17 protein-coding genes are annotated in these 18979 nt (G+C 70.7%); 2 read left to right on the top strand and 15 right to left on the bottom strand.

The genetic code is table 11. The features are described 5' to 3' along the window. Nucleotides 1–110 precede the first annotated feature (110 nt). On the bottom strand, nucleotides 111–581 hold the full coding sequence (locus QNO14_RS03990) for an OsmC family protein (RefSeq protein ID WP_257506800.1): 471 nt from the start codon (nucleotides 579–581) through the stop codon (nucleotides 111–113). 51 nt (nucleotides 582–632) lie between these two features. Between QNO14_RS03990 and QNO14_RS03985 the strand changes: the two genes are divergently transcribed. Continuing rightward, the gene (locus QNO14_RS03985; protein ID WP_257495029.1) at nucleotides 633–1622 is read left to right on the top strand and encodes an asparaginase; all 990 of its coding nucleotides are present in this window, start codon (nucleotides 633–635) and stop codon (nucleotides 1620–1622) included. A 37-nt stretch (nucleotides 1623–1659) separates the two neighbouring features. Next, on the top strand, nucleotides 1660–2775 hold the full coding sequence (gene ald / locus QNO14_RS03980; RefSeq protein ID WP_257506799.1) for an alanine dehydrogenase: 1116 nt from the start codon (nucleotides 1660–1662) through the stop codon (nucleotides 2773–2775). Nucleotides 2776–2789: 14 nt separating this feature from the next. Here ald and QNO14_RS03975 read toward each other — a convergent pair whose 3' ends face one another. The 14 genes from QNO14_RS03975 to atpE form a co-directional block, all read right to left on the bottom strand. Beyond that, complete coding sequence (locus QNO14_RS03975) at nucleotides 2790–5570, bottom strand: FtsK/SpoIIIE domain-containing protein (protein ID WP_257506798.1); 2781 nt, start codon at nucleotides 5568–5570, stop codon at nucleotides 2790–2792. Nucleotides 5571–5636: 66 nt separating this feature from the next. Continuing rightward, nucleotides 5637–6548: a PP2C family protein-serine/threonine phosphatase gene (locus QNO14_RS03970; protein ID WP_257506835.1), complete on the bottom strand. Its 912-nt coding sequence runs from the start codon at nucleotides 6546–6548 to the stop codon at nucleotides 5637–5639. A gap of 57 nt (nucleotides 6549–6605) precedes the next feature. Continuing rightward, complete coding sequence (locus tag QNO14_RS03965) at nucleotides 6606–8561, bottom strand: ABC transporter ATP-binding protein (protein WP_257506797.1); 1956 nt, start codon at nucleotides 8559–8561, stop codon at nucleotides 6606–6608. Next, entirely contained in the window at nucleotides 8558–10291 is a 1734-nt protein-coding gene (locus tag QNO14_RS03960; RefSeq protein WP_257506796.1) for an ABC transporter ATP-binding protein, read from the bottom strand. Before QNO14_RS03960 ends, QNO14_RS03965 begins: the two co-directional genes overlap by 4 nt. Before the next feature lie 100 nt (nucleotides 10292–10391). Beyond that, the gene (locus QNO14_RS03955; RefSeq protein ID WP_257506795.1) at nucleotides 10392–11378 is read right to left on the bottom strand and encodes an aldo/keto reductase; all 987 of its coding nucleotides are present in this window, start codon (nucleotides 11376–11378) and stop codon (nucleotides 10392–10394) included. Continuing rightward, nucleotides 11375–12115 (bottom strand): DUF5684 domain-containing protein, encoded by a 741-nt coding sequence (locus QNO14_RS03950; RefSeq protein WP_257506794.1) that lies wholly within the window; start codon nucleotides 12113–12115, stop codon nucleotides 11375–11377. Before QNO14_RS03950 ends, QNO14_RS03955 begins: the two co-directional genes overlap by 4 nt. A 65-nt stretch (nucleotides 12116–12180) precedes the next feature. Next, a complete protein-coding gene (locus QNO14_RS03945) occupies nucleotides 12181–12936 on the bottom strand; it encodes a YaaA family protein (protein ID WP_257506793.1) in 756 nt (251 codons plus the stop codon). Between the two features lie 80 nt (nucleotides 12937–13016). Next, entirely contained in the window at nucleotides 13017–13277 is a 261-nt protein-coding gene (locus tag QNO14_RS03940) for a F0F1 ATP synthase subunit epsilon (RefSeq protein WP_257495037.1), read from the bottom strand. 1 nt (nucleotide 13278) lies between these two features. Next, nucleotides 13279–14724, bottom strand: a complete 1446-nt coding sequence (atpD, locus tag QNO14_RS03935) for a F0F1 ATP synthase subunit beta (protein WP_257495038.1) — start codon at nucleotides 14722–14724, stop codon at nucleotides 13279–13281. 21 nt (nucleotides 14725–14745) lie between these two features. Beyond that, nucleotides 14746–15648, bottom strand: coding sequence for a F0F1 ATP synthase subunit gamma (locus tag QNO14_RS03930; RefSeq protein ID WP_257495039.1), 903 nt, complete (start codon nucleotides 15646–15648; stop codon nucleotides 14746–14748). Nucleotides 15649–15668: 20 nt separating this feature from the next. Next, a complete protein-coding gene (gene atpA, locus QNO14_RS03925) occupies nucleotides 15669–17309 on the bottom strand; it encodes a F0F1 ATP synthase subunit alpha (protein WP_257495041.1) in 1641 nt (546 codons plus the stop codon). A gap of 64 nt (nucleotides 17310–17373) precedes the next feature. Next, nucleotides 17374–18162: a F0F1 ATP synthase subunit delta gene (locus QNO14_RS03920; protein ID WP_257495042.1), complete on the bottom strand. Its 789-nt coding sequence runs from the start codon at nucleotides 18160–18162 to the stop codon at nucleotides 17374–17376. After that, the gene (locus QNO14_RS03915; RefSeq protein WP_257495043.1) at nucleotides 18162–18713 is read right to left on the bottom strand and encodes a F0F1 ATP synthase subunit B; all 552 of its coding nucleotides are present in this window, start codon (nucleotides 18711–18713) and stop codon (nucleotides 18162–18164) included. The genes QNO14_RS03920 and QNO14_RS03915 overlap by 1 nt, the downstream gene beginning before the upstream one ends. Before the next feature lie 28 nt (nucleotides 18714–18741). Beyond that, the gene (gene atpE, locus QNO14_RS03910) at nucleotides 18742–18978 is read right to left on the bottom strand and encodes an ATP synthase F0 subunit C (RefSeq protein ID WP_141380743.1); all 237 of its coding nucleotides are present in this window, start codon (nucleotides 18976–18978) and stop codon (nucleotides 18742–18744) included. Nucleotide 18979 lies beyond the last annotated feature (1 nt).

Below are 18979 nucleotides of genomic sequence, written 5' to 3'. Positions count from 1 at the left end.
CGTCACCGAGTGAGTATTCACGTCACCGAGTGAGTATTCACGTGGCCGAGTGAGTACTGGAGGCGAATACTCACTCGCGGCGACGAATACTCACTCGACGCGTCGAATACTCACTCGGCGGCGACAACCGGCTCGTGGCGGACGGGAAAGTTCACCGAGTTCGCGATGAAGCACCACTCGTGGGCCTGGGCGTGCGCGGCGAGCGCGGCCTCGACCATCGACGGGTCGGCGACGGTGACCTGCGGACGCAGCACGACCTCGCGGAACGCTCCCCCACCGTGGCCGTCCTGCACGAGCACGCCCCGCGCCTCGTCGCGGTACGCGGTGACGACGACCCCGGCCTGCACGCACGCGTGCAGATACGACAGCAGATGGCATTCCGACAGCGCCGCCAGCAGCAGGTCCTCGGGGTTCCACTTCGCCGGGTCGCCGCGGAACGGGCGGTCGGCGGAGGCGGCCAGCGTCGGCTTGCCGTCGACCTCGATCGTGACCGTGCGGTCATAGTCCCGATACCCGCTCGTGCCGGTCCCCCGGTCGCCGGTCCACTCCGTGCGCACGACGTACCTGTGCTCGCCCAACATGCCGCCAGTCTGCCACGCGGGTTCCCAGCGCCTCCCCGGTAGGCTTGCTGCGTGCCGCAGACGTTCTCCGCCCAGGATGCCGTGGAGCTCGCCGTCGTCGAACGCAGCGGCTTCGTCGAGTCCCGCCACACCGGGAGCGCCGTCGTGCTCTCCCCCGACGGATCGGTGCGCACCGCCCTCGGCGATGCCGACGCCCCCGTGCTCCCCCGCTCCACCCTCAAGCCGCTGCAGGCGCTCGGCTGCCTCACCGCCGGCGCCGACCTCGACGGCGAACGCCTGGGCCTGGCCACCGCCAGCCACTCCGGCACCGACCGCCACGTCGACGTCGTGCGCAGCATCCTGCACCTCGCGGGCAAGAGCGAGGACGACCTGGGCTGCCCGCCGGCGTGGCCCGGTGACACGGCGACGCGCGACGAGATCGTCCGCGAGCTCGGCGCGCCCTCCCGCATCCGCATGAACTGCTCCGGCAAGCACGCGGCCATGCTGCTGGCCTGCACGGTCAACGGCTGGGATGCCGCGACCTATCTCGACCTCAACCACCCGCTGCAGATGCACATCCGCGAGGTGGCCGAGCGCCTGACCGGCACCAAGCTCTCCATCGCAGCCGTCGACGGCTGCGGGGCCCCGGTCTACGGCATGGGCCTGACGGCACTCGCCCGCGGCATCCAGCGCATCGCCACGTCTTCCGAGCGCTCCCCGTTTGCGCTCCACCGCCACGCGGCGGCGCTCGTGCGCGCCGTGAAGGACAACCCGTGGACGATCGACGGCCCCGGGCGGCCCGACACCGTCGTCATCGAGAAGCTCGGCGTCTTCGCCAAGACCGGCGCGGAGGGGGTGCTCGTCATGGCGGCGCCCGACGGCACCACGGTGGCGCTGAAGGTGCTCGACGGCAGCGCCCGTGCAGCCACGGTCGTCGCCCTCACGCTCCTCGTGCGGGCGGGCGCCCTGCCGGCAGCGCACGTCGCCCAGGTGCTGGGATCTCTTCCGCTGACCATCCAGGGCGGCGGCAAAGACGTCGGAGCGATCCGCCCGACAGTGTGACGGTGTCCCCACGAGGGACGCGGAGAAGGAGCGATCGATGAGGATCTGCGTACCGACCGAAGTGAAGAACAACGAGTACCGCGTCGCCCTGACGCCGGCCGGGGTGCACGACCTCGCCTCGTCCGGGCACGAGGTGTTCGTGCAGCGCGGCGCCGGCGCGGGATCGTCGATGACCGACGCCGAGTACGAAGCCGCCGGCGCGACGCTGCTGGAGGACCCCGCCGAGGTGTGGGCGCGCGCAGAGCTGCTGCTGAAGGTGAAGGAGCCGGTCCCCAGCGAGTACGGCTACTTCCGCGACGACCTCGTGGTGTTCACTTACCTGCACCTCGCCGCCGACCGGCCGCTGACCGAGCGCCTCGTCGCCGACCGGGTGACCGCGATCGCGTACGAGACCGTGCAGCTGCCAGGCGGCGGGCTGCCGCTCCTCGCGCCCATGAGCGAGGTGGCGGGGCGCCTCGCGCCGATGGTCGGCTCCTCGACCCTGATGCGCTCGGCCGGCGGCCTGGGTCTTCTCATGTCCGGCGTGCCGGGAACCCGCCCCGCGCGGGTAACGATCATCGGCGGCGGGGTAGCCGGAGCGAACGCGGCGCTCCTCGGGGCGGGGATGGGCGCCGACGTCACCATCTTCGACACGAACGTGCAGCGCCTGCGGTTCCTCGACGACCACTTCCAGGGGCGGGTCAAGACCGCCGCGTCGAACCCCCTCGACCTGGATGCCGCGGTCGTGGCATCCGACCTGGTGATCGGCTCCGTGCTCATCCCCGGCGCCAAGGCGCCGAAGCTCGTCACGAACGCGATGGTGGCGCGGATGCGGCCGGGCTCGGTGCTCGTGGACATCGCCGTCGACCAGGGCGGATGCTTCGAGGACAGCCGCCCCACGACCCACGCCGACCCCACATTCACGGTGCACGGCAGCGTCTTCTACTGCGTCGCGAACATGCCGGGCGCCGTTCCGAACACGTCGACGTCGGCCCTCACCAACGCCACGCTCCCCTACATCCGCCGCATCGTCGCGCACGGCTGGCGTGAGGCGCTGCGCACCGATCCGGCGCTGGCCGCGGGTCTGAACACCCACGCCGGCGAGGTCGTGAACGCGGGCGTCGCGACGGCGCACGGGATGCCGCTGGCTTCCCTGTCCGACGCCCTGGCATAGGCGAGCGCCGCCGCTCACGCCAGCCGCACCCGCCGGGCGGCGCTCTCGGCGTCCCACACCCACGCTCGCGCACGGCCGGGCGCGGCGTACGGGGGCAGCACCCGCGACGCGGTCACCGCCCGCACCTCCCCGGCGCAGGCGGCGTCCACGACGAGCGTCCCCGTCGCCCGCACCACCTGCAGCGCGCGCCATTCGCGCAGCCACGTCTCGGGCTCACCCCACAGCACCAGCGGCCGCCCGCGCGCCGCGGTCGGGGCCTGCTCCCCCAGCGCGACCACGTCGACGCCGGCCGCGGCCCACCGTTCCCGCACCGCCCGCGCGCCGGACGACGACGGGGCGACGAAGCCGGTGAGCCCTTCCGGCCGGTACAGCGCCACGTCGGCGTCCCTGGGCCGCAGCGCCGTGTCGACGAGCGCGAACTGCACCGTGACGTCGTCCAGCGTGCCGCGACCCGCGGGCATATCCCGGCGATGGGCAGCCGCCTCGCCGCCCGCCGCGACATGGTCCGCCCGGGTGGGGAGGGCCAGGATCGCCCGGCGCGGCAGCAGGGCCGCCACCCGGGCGGCGATCCCCGTGAGCCGGTGGGTCGTGACCACCAGGCGGATGCCACGCCGGGCCCCGTCGCGGGCGAGCGTCTCCACCTGCTCCGACAGGTGGGCCTGGTGATCCGGGCCGAACGGCACCGGCAGAGCGTCGAGGTCGTCGAGCAGAACCAGCGTGCCCGGCGGCAGCTCGTCGAAACGGGCGACAGCATCCCACGCGCCCTCGGGATCGCGCGGCACCACCAGGGTGCGCGCGGGGTCGTGCTGCGCTGCAGCCAGCCGCAGCAGGCCGGTCTTGCCCGACCCGGGACCCCCGATGACGAACAGTCCCCGGTCCTCCGGTGCGAGCACCACCGGTCGCTGCCGCTGCCGGTGCGGTTCGTCCGCCAGCCCCAGCACGATCACGCCGGGCCGTGGCTCCGCCGCCAGCGACGCGAGCGGCACCTGTGACGGCAGCTCCGGCAGCCACGGTCGCCGGGGCGGCGGTCCGGCGTCGGCCGCGACCAGCGCGGTGAGCGTCGCATCACCGCACACCGCGACCTGGGTGCTGCGGGCCACCCGATCGGCGGCGCGACGCACGAGGGCGAGTCCCCGCGCCGCAGGGTCCCCCGGCAGCGTGGCCGCGTCGTCCGTCCCGATCACCAGCCGCGAGTCCCCGGGGTCGGTCACCCGCAGGCTGATCCGCAGCGGACAGTTGGCCAGCAGGGCATCACGGAAGACCCCGCCGGCGCGCTGGCCGGCGAGGATCAGGTGCATGCCCAGTGCCCGCCCGCGCGCGGCGATGTCGGCGAACAGCTCGTGCAGCTCCGGCTGCGTGCCCACCAGCGCCGCGTACTCGTCCACGACGATCACCAGCCGCGGCAGGCGGTCGCCGGCCTCACCGACGTCGCGGGCACCGACGGCGGCGAGCGCCTGCTCGCGGTGGCGCAGCTCCGCACGCAGGCTCTGGATCGCGCGGAGGGCGGCCGCCTCGTCGAGGTCGGTCAGCACTCCGGTCACGTGAGGCAGCCCTGCGAGGCGGTCGAAGGCCCGCCCTCCCTTGAAGTCCGCCAGGAGGAACGCCACCTGCGCGGTGGTGTGGGTGGCGCAGAGCGAGGCGATCCAGGTCGTCAGCAGCTCGCTCTTGCCGGCGCCCGTCACCCCCGTGACGATCGCGTGCGGGCCGTCGACGACGAGGTCGACGACCACCATCTCACCACCGTCGCGGCCGATGACCGCCGGCAGCGTGCCGGGCGCGGGGGCCGGGGCGGACGGCAGCAGGCCGGCGAGGTCGCCCGCCTGCACCGACAGTGCCCCGGTGACGTCATGGGCGCGGGCGGCCAGCGCGGCCGCGATCTGCGCCGCCTGCTCCCGGCCGAGGGCCTCGACCGCCACGGCACGGGTCATGCCGGCGTGATCGAGGCGCGCAGTGGTGAAGCCGGTCAGCGTCAGCACCGCGGCGCAGCGCGGCGGCGGGGGCAAGCCGGGGCCCACCACCGCGATCGGCGCGTCCACTCCCCGCTCGACGCGGTCACCGGGCGGGCAGAGCTGCACTGCGGTGCCGGCGACGGCCCGGCGGTGCGGCATGCCGGCGGTCCATCCGCCGTCGACCGCCGCAGATCCGACCAGTCTCACGTCGCCGGGCGCGGAGGCCAGGCACAGCTGCGCGACGAGAGCCCGCGCGACGGCCGCGGCCGCCACCGGCGGGCCCACGACGGCCACCCCATCGGCGGCGGGCACGGTGAGCGGCGCCCCGGTCAGCCGTGCCGCACCCGCCCGGAGTGCGGCGTCGTCGCCGCCGGCATCCCCACCTGTCACCTGCACCCGGCTCGGCACCTCGCCCACCCCGACCCGCAGCTGCCCGGCGCGCCCCGGCACGACACGCCAGATCTCGTCCGGTCGCGCCACGAAGGCGGCGACGTCGGGATGCCGACGGTGCAGGTGATCGCGCTCCGCCGTGTGACGAGCACTGACCGCCTCAGCGATCCGCAGGCGGGCACCGCATTGCGACCGGCGTACCCGGCGACGGTCCCGACGGGCGGCCCGGAGCCCATCGAGGGCGGCGCCGCCGGCCAGCAGCGGGCCGAGCGCCGCGAACCACAGGGACATGACGGACCCCGTCACCTGCCAGAGCACCACCGACGCCGCCACCGGCAGCAGCGCCGAGGCGAACGGGAGCGCGGGGCGCGGCGGCGGCTCGGCGGCCGCGGGCAGCGCGAGCGGCTCGCCGCGAACCTCGTCGGGCCACTCCGGGCCCGGAGCAGGGGGGATCACCCCTCCAGCACACCGCATCACGCTCGACGGCGGCGGCGGGCAGCCCTCTCGCGAGGAGGTCCCGCGTCAGTCCGCGCTTGTGGAGGAGCCGGCGTCGCTCGCCGTTGCGGTATCCACGCCGTTCGCAGCGGACATGTCCGGGCGCTGCACGGGGGTCGTCTGCGCCGCCACCTGGGGGCGCTCGGCGGTGTCGTCGTCGATGCCGGCGCCGCCGGACAGGCGAGCGTTCAGCACGATGACGGAGATGTTGTCCCGCCCGCCGTTCTCGATCGCCGCCTTCAGCATCGAGTCGACTGCCTCTCCCGGGTCCGCGTGCTCGAGCAGGAAGTGCAGGATGCCGTAGTCGGTGAGTTCCTTCGTGAGACCGTCGCTGCAGATGACGAACCGGTCGCCGTCGACGATGTCGAGGCGCACGTAGTCCGGCGTGACACTCTCGGTGGGACCCACCGCGCGGGTGATCACGTTGCCGTACGGGTGGTTCTCGGCCTCTTCCGGGCTGAGGCGCCCCGACGCGATGAGCTCCTGCACCACGGAGTGGTCCGTCGTGATCTGCATCAGGCTGTCGTCGCGCATCAGGTACACGCGCGAATCGCCGATGTTGAGCGTCACCCAGGTCGGCTCGTCAAGCGCGGCGTCGAGATACACCCCCGTCACGGTCGTGCCGGTGCCGTCATCCGTCGTGCCGGCGTGGCGGCCGATGTCCTCGACGGCGCGGGCGAGGGCCTTCTCGATGGCTTTGGGGCTGACCGCATCCTTGCCGGCCACGGCCTTGAGCCGCTCGACGGTGCTGGCGCTGGCGATCTCTCCGCCGATGTGACCGCCCATGCCGTCCGCGACGATGAACAGGGGGTACTCGGCCAGAACAGCGTCCTGGTTGACCTCGCGGCGGCGGCCCACATCGGTGGCTGCGGCCCACGAAAGGGACAGCTCTCCGTCGGGCAACGTGACGACGCGTGTCTGGGTGGTGGCCTCGGGCACGCTCTCGCCCTTCCCTGTCGACGTGATGCGCTCCGCTGCGGAACGCGTTTTCACATCCTAGTGGACGGTTGCGGCATCGCTTTCGGTCGACCCGGGATCGACCGCCGCCTGGAACTGCGCGTTGTACAGCCGCCAGTACGCCCCTTTCGCCGCCAGCAGGTCGTCGTGCGTGCCCTGCTCCACGATGGAGCCGTGCTCCATCACCAGGATCAGGTCGGCATCGCGGATGGTGGAGAGCCGGTGCGCGATGACGAACGAGGTGCGGTCCTGGCGCAGTCGCGACATGGCGCGCTGGATGAGCAGCTCGGTGCGGGTGTCCACCGACGAGGTGGCCTCATCGAGGATCAGCAGCCGCGGGTCGGAGAGGAACGCCCGCGCGATCGTCACCAGCTGGCGCTCCCCCACACTGAGGTTCGAACCCTCATCGTCGAGCACCGTGTCGTACCCGTCGGGAAGCGCGTGCACGAAGCGGTCGACGTACGCCGCCGAGGCGGCATCGACCATCTCCTGCTCCGTGGCATCCGGACGCCCGTAGAGGATGTTCTCGCGGATCGTGCCGGAGAAAAGCCACGTGTCCTGCAGCACCATGCCGGTGCGCGAGCGCAGGTCGTCGCGGGTCATCTTCCGGATATCGAGGCCGTCCAGGGTGATGCGCCCGGCGTCGATGTCGTAGAACCGCATGATGAGGTTCACGAGCGTCGTCTTGCCTGCCCCGGTGGGACCGACGATGGCGACCGTGCTGCCCGGGCGTGCGGTGAGATCGAGCCCATCGATGAGCGGCTTGTCCGGCGAGTACCGGAAGGAGACCTCCTCGAAGTCCAGGTCGCTGGCATCCTCGTGCACGGTGAGGGCCGGGTCGGGGTCGGGTGTCTGCTCCTCCTCGTCGAGCAGTTCGAACACCCGCTCGGCACTGGCGACGCCGGACTGCAGCAGGTTCGCCATCGAGCCCAGCTGGCTCAGCGGCTGGGTGAACTGCCGCGAGTACTGGATGAACGCCTGCACGTCGCCGATCGACATGCGTCCACCTGCGACCTGCAGCCCGCCGACGACGGCGATGGCGACGTAGACGAGGTTCCCGATGAACATCATCGCGGGCATGATGACGCCGGAGAGGAACTGGGCGCCGAACGTCGCCCGGTACACCTCGTCGTTCTCGCGGCGGAAGTCCGCCTCGACCTCGCGCTGGTGCCCGAAGACCTTGACGATCGCGTGACCCGAGAAGGTCTCCTCGACGCGGGCGTTGAGCACGCCGGTCGCCTTCCACTGGGCGACGAAGAGCTTCTGCGACCGGCGCGCGATGAGGAGCGTCACGACGACGGTCAGCGGGATCGTCACCAGCGCGATGACGGCCAGCAGCGGCGAGATGACGAACATCATGACGAGCACGCCGATGACCGTCAGCAGCGATACGACCACCTGGGACAGCGTCTGCTGGAGGGTCTGGCCGATGTTGTCGACGTCATTGGTGACGCGGCTCAGCAGCTCGCCGCGCTGTACGCGGTCGAAGTACGACAGCGGCAGGCGGTGCACCTTCTCCTCCACCTGCATCCGCAGCCGGTGCATCGAGCGCTGCACCACCCCGTTGAGGATGCGGGCCTGCAGCCAGCCGAAGACGCCCGCCAGCAGATAGATGGCGAGCACCGCCATGAGGATCCACCGCAGCCGCTCGAAGTCGATGCCGGCGCCGGGGACGAAGTCCATGGCCGAGAGCATGTCGGCCTGCTGCTGCTCGCCCTGGGCGCGGAGACCCTCGACCACCTGGTCTTTCGTGACCCCGGAGGGCGCCTGCAGGGAGATGAACCCGGCGAACACGACGTTCGTGCCCTCGCCGAGGATCTTCGGGCCCGTGACGGTCAGCCCCACGCTGAGCACGCCCAGCACCAGCACGGTGATCAGCTGCGGCATGTCCACACGCAGCATGGATGCCAGGCGCCGGGCGCTCGGCCCGAAATTCTGTGCCTTCTGCACGGGAGCGCCGACCGCGCCGTGTCCGCGCGGGCCCGGGCCGCTCATGCTGTGGCCTCCGCCGCCAGCTGAGATTCGACGATCTCCCGATACGTCTGACAGGTCCTGCGCAGCTCGTCATGGCGCCCCATGCCGACGATGCGGCCGTGCTCGAGCACGATGATCTGGTCCGCTCCCTGGATCGTCGACACCCGCTGAGCGACGACGAGCCGCGTCGTCCCGGGCAGCCGGGTGTCCAGCGCTCGGCGCAGGGCCGCGTCGGTCTGCAGGTCCAGAGCGGAGAACGAATCGTCGAAGATCTGGATGCCGGGGTTCTTCACCAGCGCCCGCGCGATCGCCAGCCGCTGGCGCTGACCGCCCGACACGTTCGTGCCGCCCTGCGCGATCGGCGCCTCGAGCTGCCCGGGCATGGCCTCGACGAAGTCGCGGGCCTGCGCGGTGTCCAGTGCTTCCCAGAGCTCGAGATCGCTGGCCTCGCCGTTGCCGTAGCGGAGGTTCGACGCGACCGTGCCCGAGAAGAGGAATGCCCGCTGCGGCACCAGGCCGATGCGCCGCCACAGGTCGTCGGGGTCGATGTCGCGCACGTCCACGCCGTCGACCCGAACGGTGCCGGCGGTGACGTCGAACAGGCGCGGGACGAGCCCCACGAGCGTGGTCTTGCCGGATCCCGTGGAGCCGATGACGGCGGTCGTCGTCCCCGGCGCAACCGTGAAGGTCACGTCGTGCAGCACCGGCTCCTCGGCCCCCGGGTAGGCGAAGCCGACGTGGTCGAACTCGATCCGCCCCTCGGGCCCCAGCGGCACCACGGGCGCTGCGGGCGCAGCCACCGACGGCCCGGTCTCGAGCACCTCGCCGATGCGCGTGGCGCAGACCGCCGCCCGCGGGATCATCACGAACATGAAGGTCGCCATCATGACGCCCATCAGGATCTGCATCATGTAGTTGAGGAACGCGAACAGGGTGCCGATCTCGACACCGGCCTCCTGCACCTCCCACGCACCGAACCAGATCACCGCGACGCTCGAGAGGTTCATCACGAGCATGACGGCGGGGAACATCAGCGCCATGAGGTTTCCGGCCCGCAGCGCCGTCGCCATGACGTCTTCACTGGCACCGGAGAAGCGCGCGCGCTCCTCGCGCTCGCGCACGAAGGCCCGGATGACACGGATGCCGGTGAGCTGCTCGCGCAGGATCTGGTTCACGCGATCGATGCGCCGCTGCATGAGCGTGAACGCGGGCACCATCCGCACGACGATCAGCCCGACGATGATGAGGAGCGCCGGCACCGAGACGGCCATGAGCCACGACAGCCCGGCATCCTGCCGGACGGCCATGATGATGCCGCCGATGGCGAGCATGGGAGCCGAGATCATGAGGGTCGCCGAGACCTGCACCAGCATCTGCACCTGCTGCACGTCGTTGGTGTTGCGGGTGATGAGCGAGGGCGCGCCGAACTGGCCGACCTCGCGCTGCGAGAACGCGACCACCCGGTGGAAGAGGTCGGCACGCAGATCGCGTCCGACGGAGGTCGCCAGGCGCGAGCCGAACCAGACGGCGATGATGGCGCAGACGATCTGCACGGCGCTGACGATCAGCATGACGCCGCCCGTGGACCAGATCACCTCGATGTCGCCGGTGACCACGCCCTCGTCGATGATGTCCGCGTTGAGGGTCGGCAACAGCAGGGATGCCACCGACTGCGCGAGCTGGAACACCACGACCGCCACGACGAGCGGCCACATGGGTCGCGTGTACCGGGCCAGAAGCTTGCCGAGCACGGTCCCCCCTCCAGCGCCGGGCGTGGCGCACCGACCTCGACGCTACGCCTGCACCCCGCCCCGGTGCCAGACGCGGCCGTGCGCCCTGGGCGAACCGGGCTCAGACGCGCGCGGCCGGGTCCTCCACCAGCGGGAACAGCGCGTCGATGGCCTCGAGGTCCTCGGCGAGCGGCACCCATGCTGAAGCTGCGGCGTTGGCCCGCACCTGCTCGGGGCGGGTTGCCCCGGCGATGACGCTGGACAGGCCTGGACGCGACAGCAGCCAGCCGTAGGTCGCCTCGAGCATGGTGATCCCGCGCTCGTCGCAGAAGGCGCGATAGGCGTCCAGCGCATCCCACGGCGCGTCTTCGTAGACGTGGCGGCGCTGGCGCATGATGCGACTGTCGGCGGGGGCCTCGTCGCGGCGGAACTTGCCCGTGAGCAGGCCGTTGTGCAACGGGAAGTAGGGCAGGAACCCCAGCCCGAAGCGCTCCGCCGCCGGGATCACCTCGCGCTCGGCGGCCCGGGCCAGCAGGCTGTAGTGGTTCTGCGCGGAGACGAACGGCACGTCGTGTCGGGCGCCGGCCACGAGAGCGGCCTCGGCGATCTGCCATCCGGCGAGGTTCGAATGGCCGATGTAGCGGACCTTGCCCTCGCGCACGAGGTCGCCCAGGGCGTCGAGCGTCTCTTCGATCGGCGTTCCGGGGTCGGGGGTGTGCAGCTGGTACAGGTCGATCCAGTCGGTGCGCAGGCGCCGGAGCGACCCCTCGACCGCCCGGCGGATGTAGGCGCGCGATCCCTTGGCCTCGGTGGGGAGCCCCGGCATCGCCGCGCCGGAGTGCCCGAACTTGGTCGCCAGCACCACCTGCTCGCGCCGCGAGCCCAGTGCCTGCCCCATCAGCGTCTCGGACAGGCCCGGCTCCCTGCCGTACATGTCTGCTGTGTCGAAGAAGGTGACCCCCGCGTCGATGGCGGCATCGATCACCGCGCGGGTGCCTTCGAGGGTCTCGGTGGCGGTGCCGGCGCGACCGAAGTTGTTGCAGCCGAGGCCGGCAGCGGAGACGACCAGGCCGGACGAGCCGACGCGGCGCAGCGCCGGCGCCGTCACGGCTGCCGGGGCGGCTCGGGCGCCGCGGGCGGCTCGGTGTCGGGCGGAGCCGTCGGCGGCTGCGGCGGCTCGTACGGCGGCGGCTGAGTCGCCGCGGGCGGCTGGTAGCCGGCGGGCGGCGACGGCGGCTGGTAGCCCGCGGGCGGCACCGGCGGCTGGTAGCCGGCGGGCTGATAGCCGGCGGCGGTGGGGGGCGGCGGATAGGCGGCGTAGCCGGGAGCGACATACTGCGGCGCCGGAGCCTGCACCGGGATGCCCGTCCACCGGGTCGTGTCGCGCAGGAACGAGTTCGCCCAGGGAGCCGGCGGCAGGGCGAGGTTCCACCGTGACCGGTCGAACGCGAGGATGCCGAGCCACACGACCGAGAGGAAGATGTACAGCACCACCCAGACGGGCTCCTTCTGCAGCTTCACGCCGACCCGGTAGGCGGCGAGCACCGTGTAGACGCTGGCGGCGAGGAAGAAGAGAGACCCGACGCCCACCGGCGCGAGGATGATCCCCGCACCCCACGCGATGAGCAGCCACCAGGGGTTCAGATCGCCGAGCTTCGCGAAGACCATCGTGTTGTAGATGGGAACCCACGCGCGCCAGCGGCCCTGCACGCCCGCCTTGTCGAACAGCTTCATCATGAACAGCGATGTCAGCACGTAGGCGCCGGCGGCGACGAGCAGGCCGATGCCGATGCCGATCAGCGCGAGCACCGCGACGGCGGCGCTGTCGGTGTCGTAGGGACTCATGGTGTCGACCTCCGCAGTCGGACGATGGTGGTGGGCGCAGCTCGTACGGAGCTCACGCCCCGCAGTCACATGCTAGCGACAAGCTCCATCTCACCGGGCGCTCCGGGGCGCAGCTGCAGACCCGCGCTGTCGGCCCACTCCCGCAGCGCCCCCGCGGACGGGATGACGGGACGATCGGTGGCGAGCAGCCGCACCAGCTCACCCTTGGCACGCTTGTTGAAGTGGTTGAGCGCCCGCACCGTACCGTCGGGCCCTGCGGAGACCACCCGCACGTAGGCGCTGTCGACGCCGGGTGGCAGGGGTCCGAGCGCGACGTACGCCTCGGAGCGCAGATCCAGCACGAAGGCCGGGGCTTCCGCGGCGATCGCCGTGGCCACGGGCTCCGCCCAGATCCGCCGCAGCGGCGCAAGCCCCGGCAGCCGCGCACCGGCGGCCAGACGGTAGGCCGGGATCGCATCGAGAGCGGACACCGGTCCGAACGGCGCCGAGTGGATCATCACGTGGGCGCCGAGCCAGCCTCGGGCGGCGGCGTCGAGCGATGCCGCGTCGAGCGCGTCGAAGAGCACCCCGGTGTAGCGGTCGACCGCCGGCATCGTCGGAGCCGTCCGCAGCGCCGCGTTCACGGCGACCTCGCCGCGCTGACGCTCGCTGAGCTTCAGCGCTTTCATGGCGGCCTGCTCGTCGGCTGACAGCGCCACGAGCGCGTCGATCACGGCGGTGCGCTGCGGCCCGAGCTGCGGCAGCGCGAGCGTGGCGGCATCCAGCGGCGGCCCCTCACCGCCGGAGCGCTTCGTCTCGGAGGGTGGCAGCAGGATCAGCATCTCGCCCCCGAAGCATCCCCGAGACGCACGAATGCACCGAAGAGCAGGCTCATTCGGTGCATTCGTGCGTTGTCAGCGGGTCAGGAGACCAGCGCGGCGTGTCCCGCCACGATGGACAGCTCGTCGGCCGCCATCGACAGGAAGCCGTCGCGCGCGTCGACAACGACCTTGCGGCCGTCGTCGGTCGTGATCCGCACCTGACCTTCGGCGAGGATCGCGAGCACGGGCTCGTGACCGCTCATGAAGCCGATCTCACCCTCGACGGTCTTGGCCACGACGAGGCTCGCCTCACCGGACCAGACCTCCGACTCCGCGGAGACGAGGCTGACGGAGATCGCCATGTCAGCCGTTCTCCTTCTGGATCTTCGCCCACTTCTCTTCGACGTCGGCGATGCCGCCGACGTTGAAGAAGGCCTGCTCGGCCACGTGGTCGAAGTCACCCTTGACGATGGCGTCGAACGACTCGATGGTCTCCTTGATCGGGACCGTGGAGCCCTCGACGCCGGTGAACTTCTTCGCCATGTAGGTGTTCTGCGAGAGGAACTGCTGGATGCGACGTGCACGCGACACGACGACCTTGTCCTCTTCGGAGAGCTCGTCGACACCGAGGATGGCGATGATCTCCTGCAGTTCCTTGTTCTTCTGGAGGATCTGCTTGACGGCGGTGGCGACGCGGTAGTGGTCCTCGCCGATGTAGCGGGGGTCGAGGATGCGGCTGGTCGAGGTCAGCGGGTCGACGGCCGGGTACAGACCCTTCGACGCGATCTCGCGGGACAGCTCGGTGGTGGCATCCAGGTGCGCGAACGTGGTGGCCGGCGCCGGGTCGGTGTAGTCGTCGGCGGGCACGTAGATCGCCTGCAGCGACGTGATCGAGTGACCACGCGTCGAGGTGATGCGCTCCTGGAGCACACCCATCTCGTCGGCGAGGTTGGGCTGGTAGCCCACGGCCGAGGGCATGCGGCCCAGCAGCGTCGAGACCTCGGAGCCGGCCTGCGTGAAGCGGAAGATGTTGTCGATGAACAACAGCACGTCCTGCTTCTGCACGTCGCGGAAGTACTCCGCCATCGTCAGGGCCGAGAGGGCGACGCGCAGACGCGTCCCCGGCGGCTCGTCCATCTGGCCGAAGACGAGGGCGGTCTTCTCGAAGACGCCCGCCTCCTCCATCTCGTGGATGAGGTCGTTGCCCTCACGGGTGCGCTCGCCGACACCGGCGAACACCGACACGCCACCGTGGTCCTGCGCGACGCGCTGGATCATCTCCTGGATGAGCACGGTCTTGCCGACGCCGGCCCCGCCGAACAGGCCGATCTTGCCGCCCAGCACGTACGGGGTCAGCAGGTCGATGACCTTGATGCCGGTCTCGAACATCTGGGTCTTCGACTCGAGCTGGTCGAAGTTCGGCGCCTGGCGGTGGATGCCCCAGCGCTCGGTGATCTCGATCTGCTCGCCGGGTGCTGCGTTGAGCACGTCACCGGTCACGTTGAAGACCTTGCCCTTGGTGACGTCGCCGACGGGCACGGTGATGGGTCCCCCGGTGTTGCGCACCTCCTGGCCGCGGACGATGCCGTCGGTGGGCTTGAGGGCGATGGCGCGGACCAGGTCGTCGCCGAGGTGTTGAGCGACCTCGAGCGTGATCTCGGTGGACGTGTCGCCGATCGTGATCGTCGTCTTCAGCGCGTTGTAGATCTCGGGGATCGAATCGTGCGGGAACTCGATGTCGACGACGGGGCCGGTGACGCGCGCGACGCGGCCTGTGACCGTGGTCGCCTCGGGTGCGGTGAGAGTCATTGTCTTCTCTTTCGGTGGGTTCTACTTGCCCGACGCCAGAGCGTCGGCGCCGCCGACGATCTCGGCGATCTGCTGAGTGATCTCCGCCTGACGCGCGTTGTTGCGCAGGCGGGTGTAGTCGGTGATGAGCTTGTCGGCATTGTCGCTGGCGGACTTCATCGCCTTCTGCGTGGCGGCGTGCTTGGCCGCCGACGACTGCAGGAGGGCGTTGAAGACGCGGCTCTGGACGTACACCGGCAGGAGTGCGTCCAGGACGACCTCCGGGCTCGGTTCGAATTCGTACAGGGGGTACACCTGGCCGGAGGCCGACTCGTCGGTGGATGCCTCGACGACCTCGAGCGGCAGCAGACGCACGCGCTCGGGGCTCTGGGTCATCATGCTGACGAACCGGTTGTAGACCAGGTGGATCTCGTCGACGCCGCCCTCTTCGCCGCCGCGGTCGTAGGCGTCCAGCAGGGCGCCCGCGATCAGTTCGGCGGTGTTGAAGTGCGGAGTGTCGGTGTCGCCGACCCACTCCCCCGCGGCCTGCATGCGGCGGAACTGGAAGTAGCCCACCGCCTTGCGCCCGACGAGGTAGTACGAGACTTCCTTGCCCTCGGACCGCAGGAGCTCGGCGAGCTCCAGCGCCTCACGCAGGATCTGGGAGTTGAAGGCGCCCGCCAGTCCCCGGTCGGAGGCGAAGATGACGATCGCCGAACGGCGGATCACCTCGCGCTCCGTCGTGAGGGGGTGCTGGACGTTGGAGTACGTCGCGACCGCGGAGACGGCTCGCGTGACGGCTCGCGCGAAGGGCGACGACGCGCGCACGCGCGCCATCGCCTTCTGGATGCGCGAAGCCGCGATGAGCTCCATCGCCTTCGTGATCTTCTTGGTCGTCTGAGCAGAACTGATCTTCTGCTTGTAGACCCGCAGTTGTGCGCCCATTGGCTTCCCCTACTGAGTCGTCAGCCCCGGCGGCCCTTGACGATCTTCTCCTGGTTCACGTCATCGGCGGCTGCTGCCGCGAACTCCTCGTGACCCGGGTTGTTGATCGCCATGCCCTTGCCGGACTGGAACTCGAGCACGAACTCGTCGACCAGCTTCTCGAGCTGGGCAGCGGTGTCGTCATCGAGGACATTGGTTTCACGCAGCGTGTCGAGGATCGACGTGTTGCGCTTGAGGTAATCGAGCAGCTCGCGCTCGAAGCGCAGCACGTCCTCCACCGCGATGGTGTCGAGCTTGCCGTTGGTGCCGGCCCAGATCGAGACGACCTGCTCCTCCACCGGGTACGGCGAGTACTGCGGCTGCTTGAGCAGCTCGGTGAGCCGCGCACCGCGGGCCAGCTGGCGCCGCGAGGCGGCGTCGAGGTCCGAGGCGAACATGGCGAACGCCTCGAGCGAGCGGTACTGGGCGAGCTCGAGCTTCAGCGTTCCGGAGACCTTCTTGATCGACTTCACCTGGGCGTCGCCACCGACGCGCGACACCGAGATGCCGACGTCGACCGCGGGACGCTGGTTGGCGTTGAAGAGGTCGGACTGCAAGAAGATCTGGCCGTCGGTGATCGAGATCACGTTGGTCGGGATGTACGCCGACACGTCGTTGGCCTTGGTCTCGATGATGGGAAGACCCGTCATCGAGCCGGCGCCCAGCTCGTCGGAGAGCTTCGCGCAACGCTCGAGCAGACGCGAGTGCAGGTAGAAGACGTCACCCGGGTAGGCCTCGCGGCCCGGCGGGCGGCGCAGCAGCAGCGACACGGCGCGGTAGGCCTCAGCCTGCTTCGACAGGTCGTCGAAGATGATCAGCACGTGCTTGCCGCCGTACATCCAGTGCTGGCCGATGGCCGAGCCGGTGTAGGGGGCGAGGTACTTGAAGCCGGCGGGGTCGGACGCCGGAGCGGCCACGATCGTGGTGTACTCCATGGCGCCGGCATCCTCGAGCGCGCCCTTGACGCCGGCGATCGTGGAGCCCTTCTGGCCGATGGCGACGTAGATGCAGCGCACCTGCTTGTTGACGTCGCCGGACTCCCAGTTGGCCTTCTGGTTGATGATCGTGTCGATCGCGATGGCCGTCTTGCCGGTCTGTCGGTCGCCGATGATGAGCTGACGCTGGCCGCGGCCGACCGGGATCATGGCGTCGATCGCCTTGATGCCCGTCTGCATCGGCTCGTGCACGCTCTTACGCGACATGACGCCGGGCGCCTGCAGCTCGAGCGCGCGACGGCCGTCGGCTGCCACAGGGCCCAGGCCGTCGATCGGGTTGCCGAGCGGGTCGACGACGCGACCGAGGTAGCCGTCGCCGACGGGGACCGAGAGGACCTCGCCGGTGCGGGTGACCTGCTGGCCCGCCTCGACGCCGGAGAAGTCGCCGAGGACGACGACACCGATCGCGTGCTCGTCGAGGTTCAGCGCCAGGCCGGCGGTGCCGTCCGCGAAGCGGACCAGCTCGTTCGCCATCACGCCGGGGAGTCCCTCGACGTGGGCGATGCCGTCTGCGGCGTCGATGACGGTGCCGACCTCGGTCGCGGCGGCCCCGGAGGGCTCGTACGCGGCGACGAAGTCCTTCAGCGCGTCACGGATGACGTCGGGGCTGATGGAGAGTTCTGCCATGGTCTTCCTTCGTGTTCATGGGACCTCGCGGCCCCGAAATCTCCGCTCCGCTGAGCGGGAAGCTCTAACCGGCCAGCTTCTGGCGCAGGTCGTGCAGACGACTCGCCACGCTGGCGTCGATGACGTCGTCCGCGATCTCCACCCGCACGCCGCCGACGACCGAGGGGTCGACGACGATGTTGAGGGAGATCTCGGTGCCGTACCGCCGCGACAGCGCGGCGGTGAGGCGCTCGGCCTGCGGGGCGCTCAGCGGCTTGGCGGCGACGACCGTGGCCACCGACCGTCCTCGCTGCTGTGCGACCAGGCGCATCGCGCGGCTGATCAGCTGCCGAACGCGACGCTCGCGCGTCTGCTGCACCGCCGACGAGACGATGAGCGTCGTCGCGGCGCTGGTGCGGCCGCGCAGCAGACTCTCGATGAGCCTGCCCTTGGCCGACGCCTCGCCGAGGCGGCTGCCGAGAGCCAGTTCCAGCTCGGGGTTGGCGGCGATCGTGCGCACCACCTCGAACAGCTCGCCCTCGATGTCCGCTCCGGGCTCGGCGATCGCGGCGGCACGGATGCCGAGCTCCTCGATCCCGTCCACGAGGTCCGACGCAGACGACCACCGCTGCTGGGCCGCGGCCGAGAGCAGAGTCACCGTGGTGGGCCCGAACGTGCCGAACACGTGTGAGACCACCTGCGCCCGCGCACCGGGCGCAGCAGAGGAGTCAGCAAGCGCGCCGCTCAGCTGGGACGACTCGCCCAGCGTCCGCGCCGCGGCGAACAGCTCGCGAGCGACGTCGAGGTCGACCGACGACGCCGCGCCGAGCGCGGCCGTCGTCGCCGCCCGGGCCTGAGTGGTCGCGCTGCCCATTACTTCGACGCCTCAGACGACTCGAGCTCGGCCAGGAAGCGATCCACGACGGCCTGGGCCTTCGCGTCGTCCGACAGGCTCTCGCCGATCACACCGCCCGCGAGGTCGAGGGCAAGCCCGCCCACCTCGCTGCGCAGCGAGACGAGCGCCGTCTGACGCTCGGCCTCGATCTGCGCGTGAGCGGCAGCGGTCAGGCGTGCAGCCTCGGAGGAAGCGGCATCCTTCGCCTCGGCGACGATCTTCTTGCCGTCCTCACGGGCGGCCTCGCGGATCTCACCGGCTTCCTTGCGGGCCTCGGCCAGCTGCGCGGTGTACTGCTCGAGGGCGGCCTCAGCCTTGCGCTGGGCCTCGTCGGCCTTGGCGATGTTGCCCTCGATCGAAGCGGCACGCTCGTCGAGCAGCGTCTTCATCTTGGGAAGGGCGACCTTCCACATGACGAACAGGATGATGACGAAGCAGACCGCCGACCAGATGATGTCGTACCAGGCGGGGATCAGCGGGTTGGGCGTGCCACCCTCTTCCGCGGCGTACGCGACAAGAGCGTTCAGCATCCTGTCTCCTTAGGGCTGGAGGGGGCGATTAGTTCGTGAAGATGAAGTAGGTGGCGATGCCGATGAAGGCGAGCGCCTCGGTGAAGGCGATACCGATCCACATGAGCACCTGCAGGCGGCCGGCCAGCTCGGGCTGACGGGCGACACCCTCGATCGTCTTGCCGACGACGATGCCCACGCCGATGGCGGGTCCGATGGCGGCGAGGCCGTAGCCCATCGTCGCGACGTTGCCGCTGAGCTCGGCGAGAACCGTAGTTGCGTCCACG

The sequence above is a fragment of the Microbacterium sp. zg-Y625 genome (assembly GCF_030246925.1).
Taxonomy (GTDB): domain Bacteria; phylum Actinomycetota; class Actinomycetes; order Actinomycetales; family Microbacteriaceae; genus Microbacterium; species Microbacterium jiangjiandongii.
Note: the sequence above shows the minus strand (reverse complement) of the source record. Positions and strands in the feature narration are given on the sequence as shown.

Bases quoted from the DNA above. Each gene is read 5' to 3' on its own strand.
- ald (WP_257506799.1), top strand. From the start codon at position 1,660: ATGAGGATCTGCGTACCGACCGAAGTGAAGAACAACGAGTACCGCGTC.
- QNO14_RS03930 (WP_257495039.1), bottom strand. From the start codon at position 15,648: ATGGGCGCACAACTGCGGGTCTACAAGCAGAAGATCAGTTCTGCTCAG.
- QNO14_RS03920 (WP_257495042.1), bottom strand. From the start codon at position 18,162: ATGGGCAGCGCGACCACTCAGGCCCGGGCGGCGACGACGGCCGCGCTC.
- QNO14_RS03990 (WP_257506800.1), bottom strand. From the start codon at position 581: ATGTTGGGCGAGCACAGGTACGTCGTGCGCACGGAGTGGACCGGCGAC.
- atpD (WP_257495038.1), bottom strand. From the start codon at position 14,724: ATGACTCTCACCGCACCCGAGGCGACCACGGTCACAGGCCGCGTCGCG.
- QNO14_RS03945 (WP_257506793.1), bottom strand. From the start codon at position 12,936: ATGCTGATCCTGCTGCCACCCTCCGAGACGAAGCGCTCCGGCGGTGAG.
- QNO14_RS03965 (WP_257506797.1), bottom strand. From the start codon at position 8,561: ATGAGCGGCCCGGGCCCGCGCGGACACGGCGCGGTCGGCGCTCCCGTG.
- QNO14_RS03915 (WP_257495043.1), bottom strand. From the start codon at position 18,713: ATGCTGAACGCTCTTGTCGCGTACGCCGCGGAAGAGGGTGGCACGCCC.
- QNO14_RS03950 (WP_257506794.1), bottom strand. From the start codon at position 12,115: ATGAGTCCCTACGACACCGACAGCGCCGCCGTCGCGGTGCTCGCGCTG.
- atpA (WP_257495041.1), bottom strand. From the start codon at position 17,309: ATGGCAGAACTCTCCATCAGCCCCGACGTCATCCGTGACGCGCTGAAG.
- QNO14_RS03940 (WP_257495037.1), bottom strand. From the start codon at position 13,277: ATGGCGATCTCCGTCAGCCTCGTCTCCGCGGAGTCGGAGGTCTGGTCC.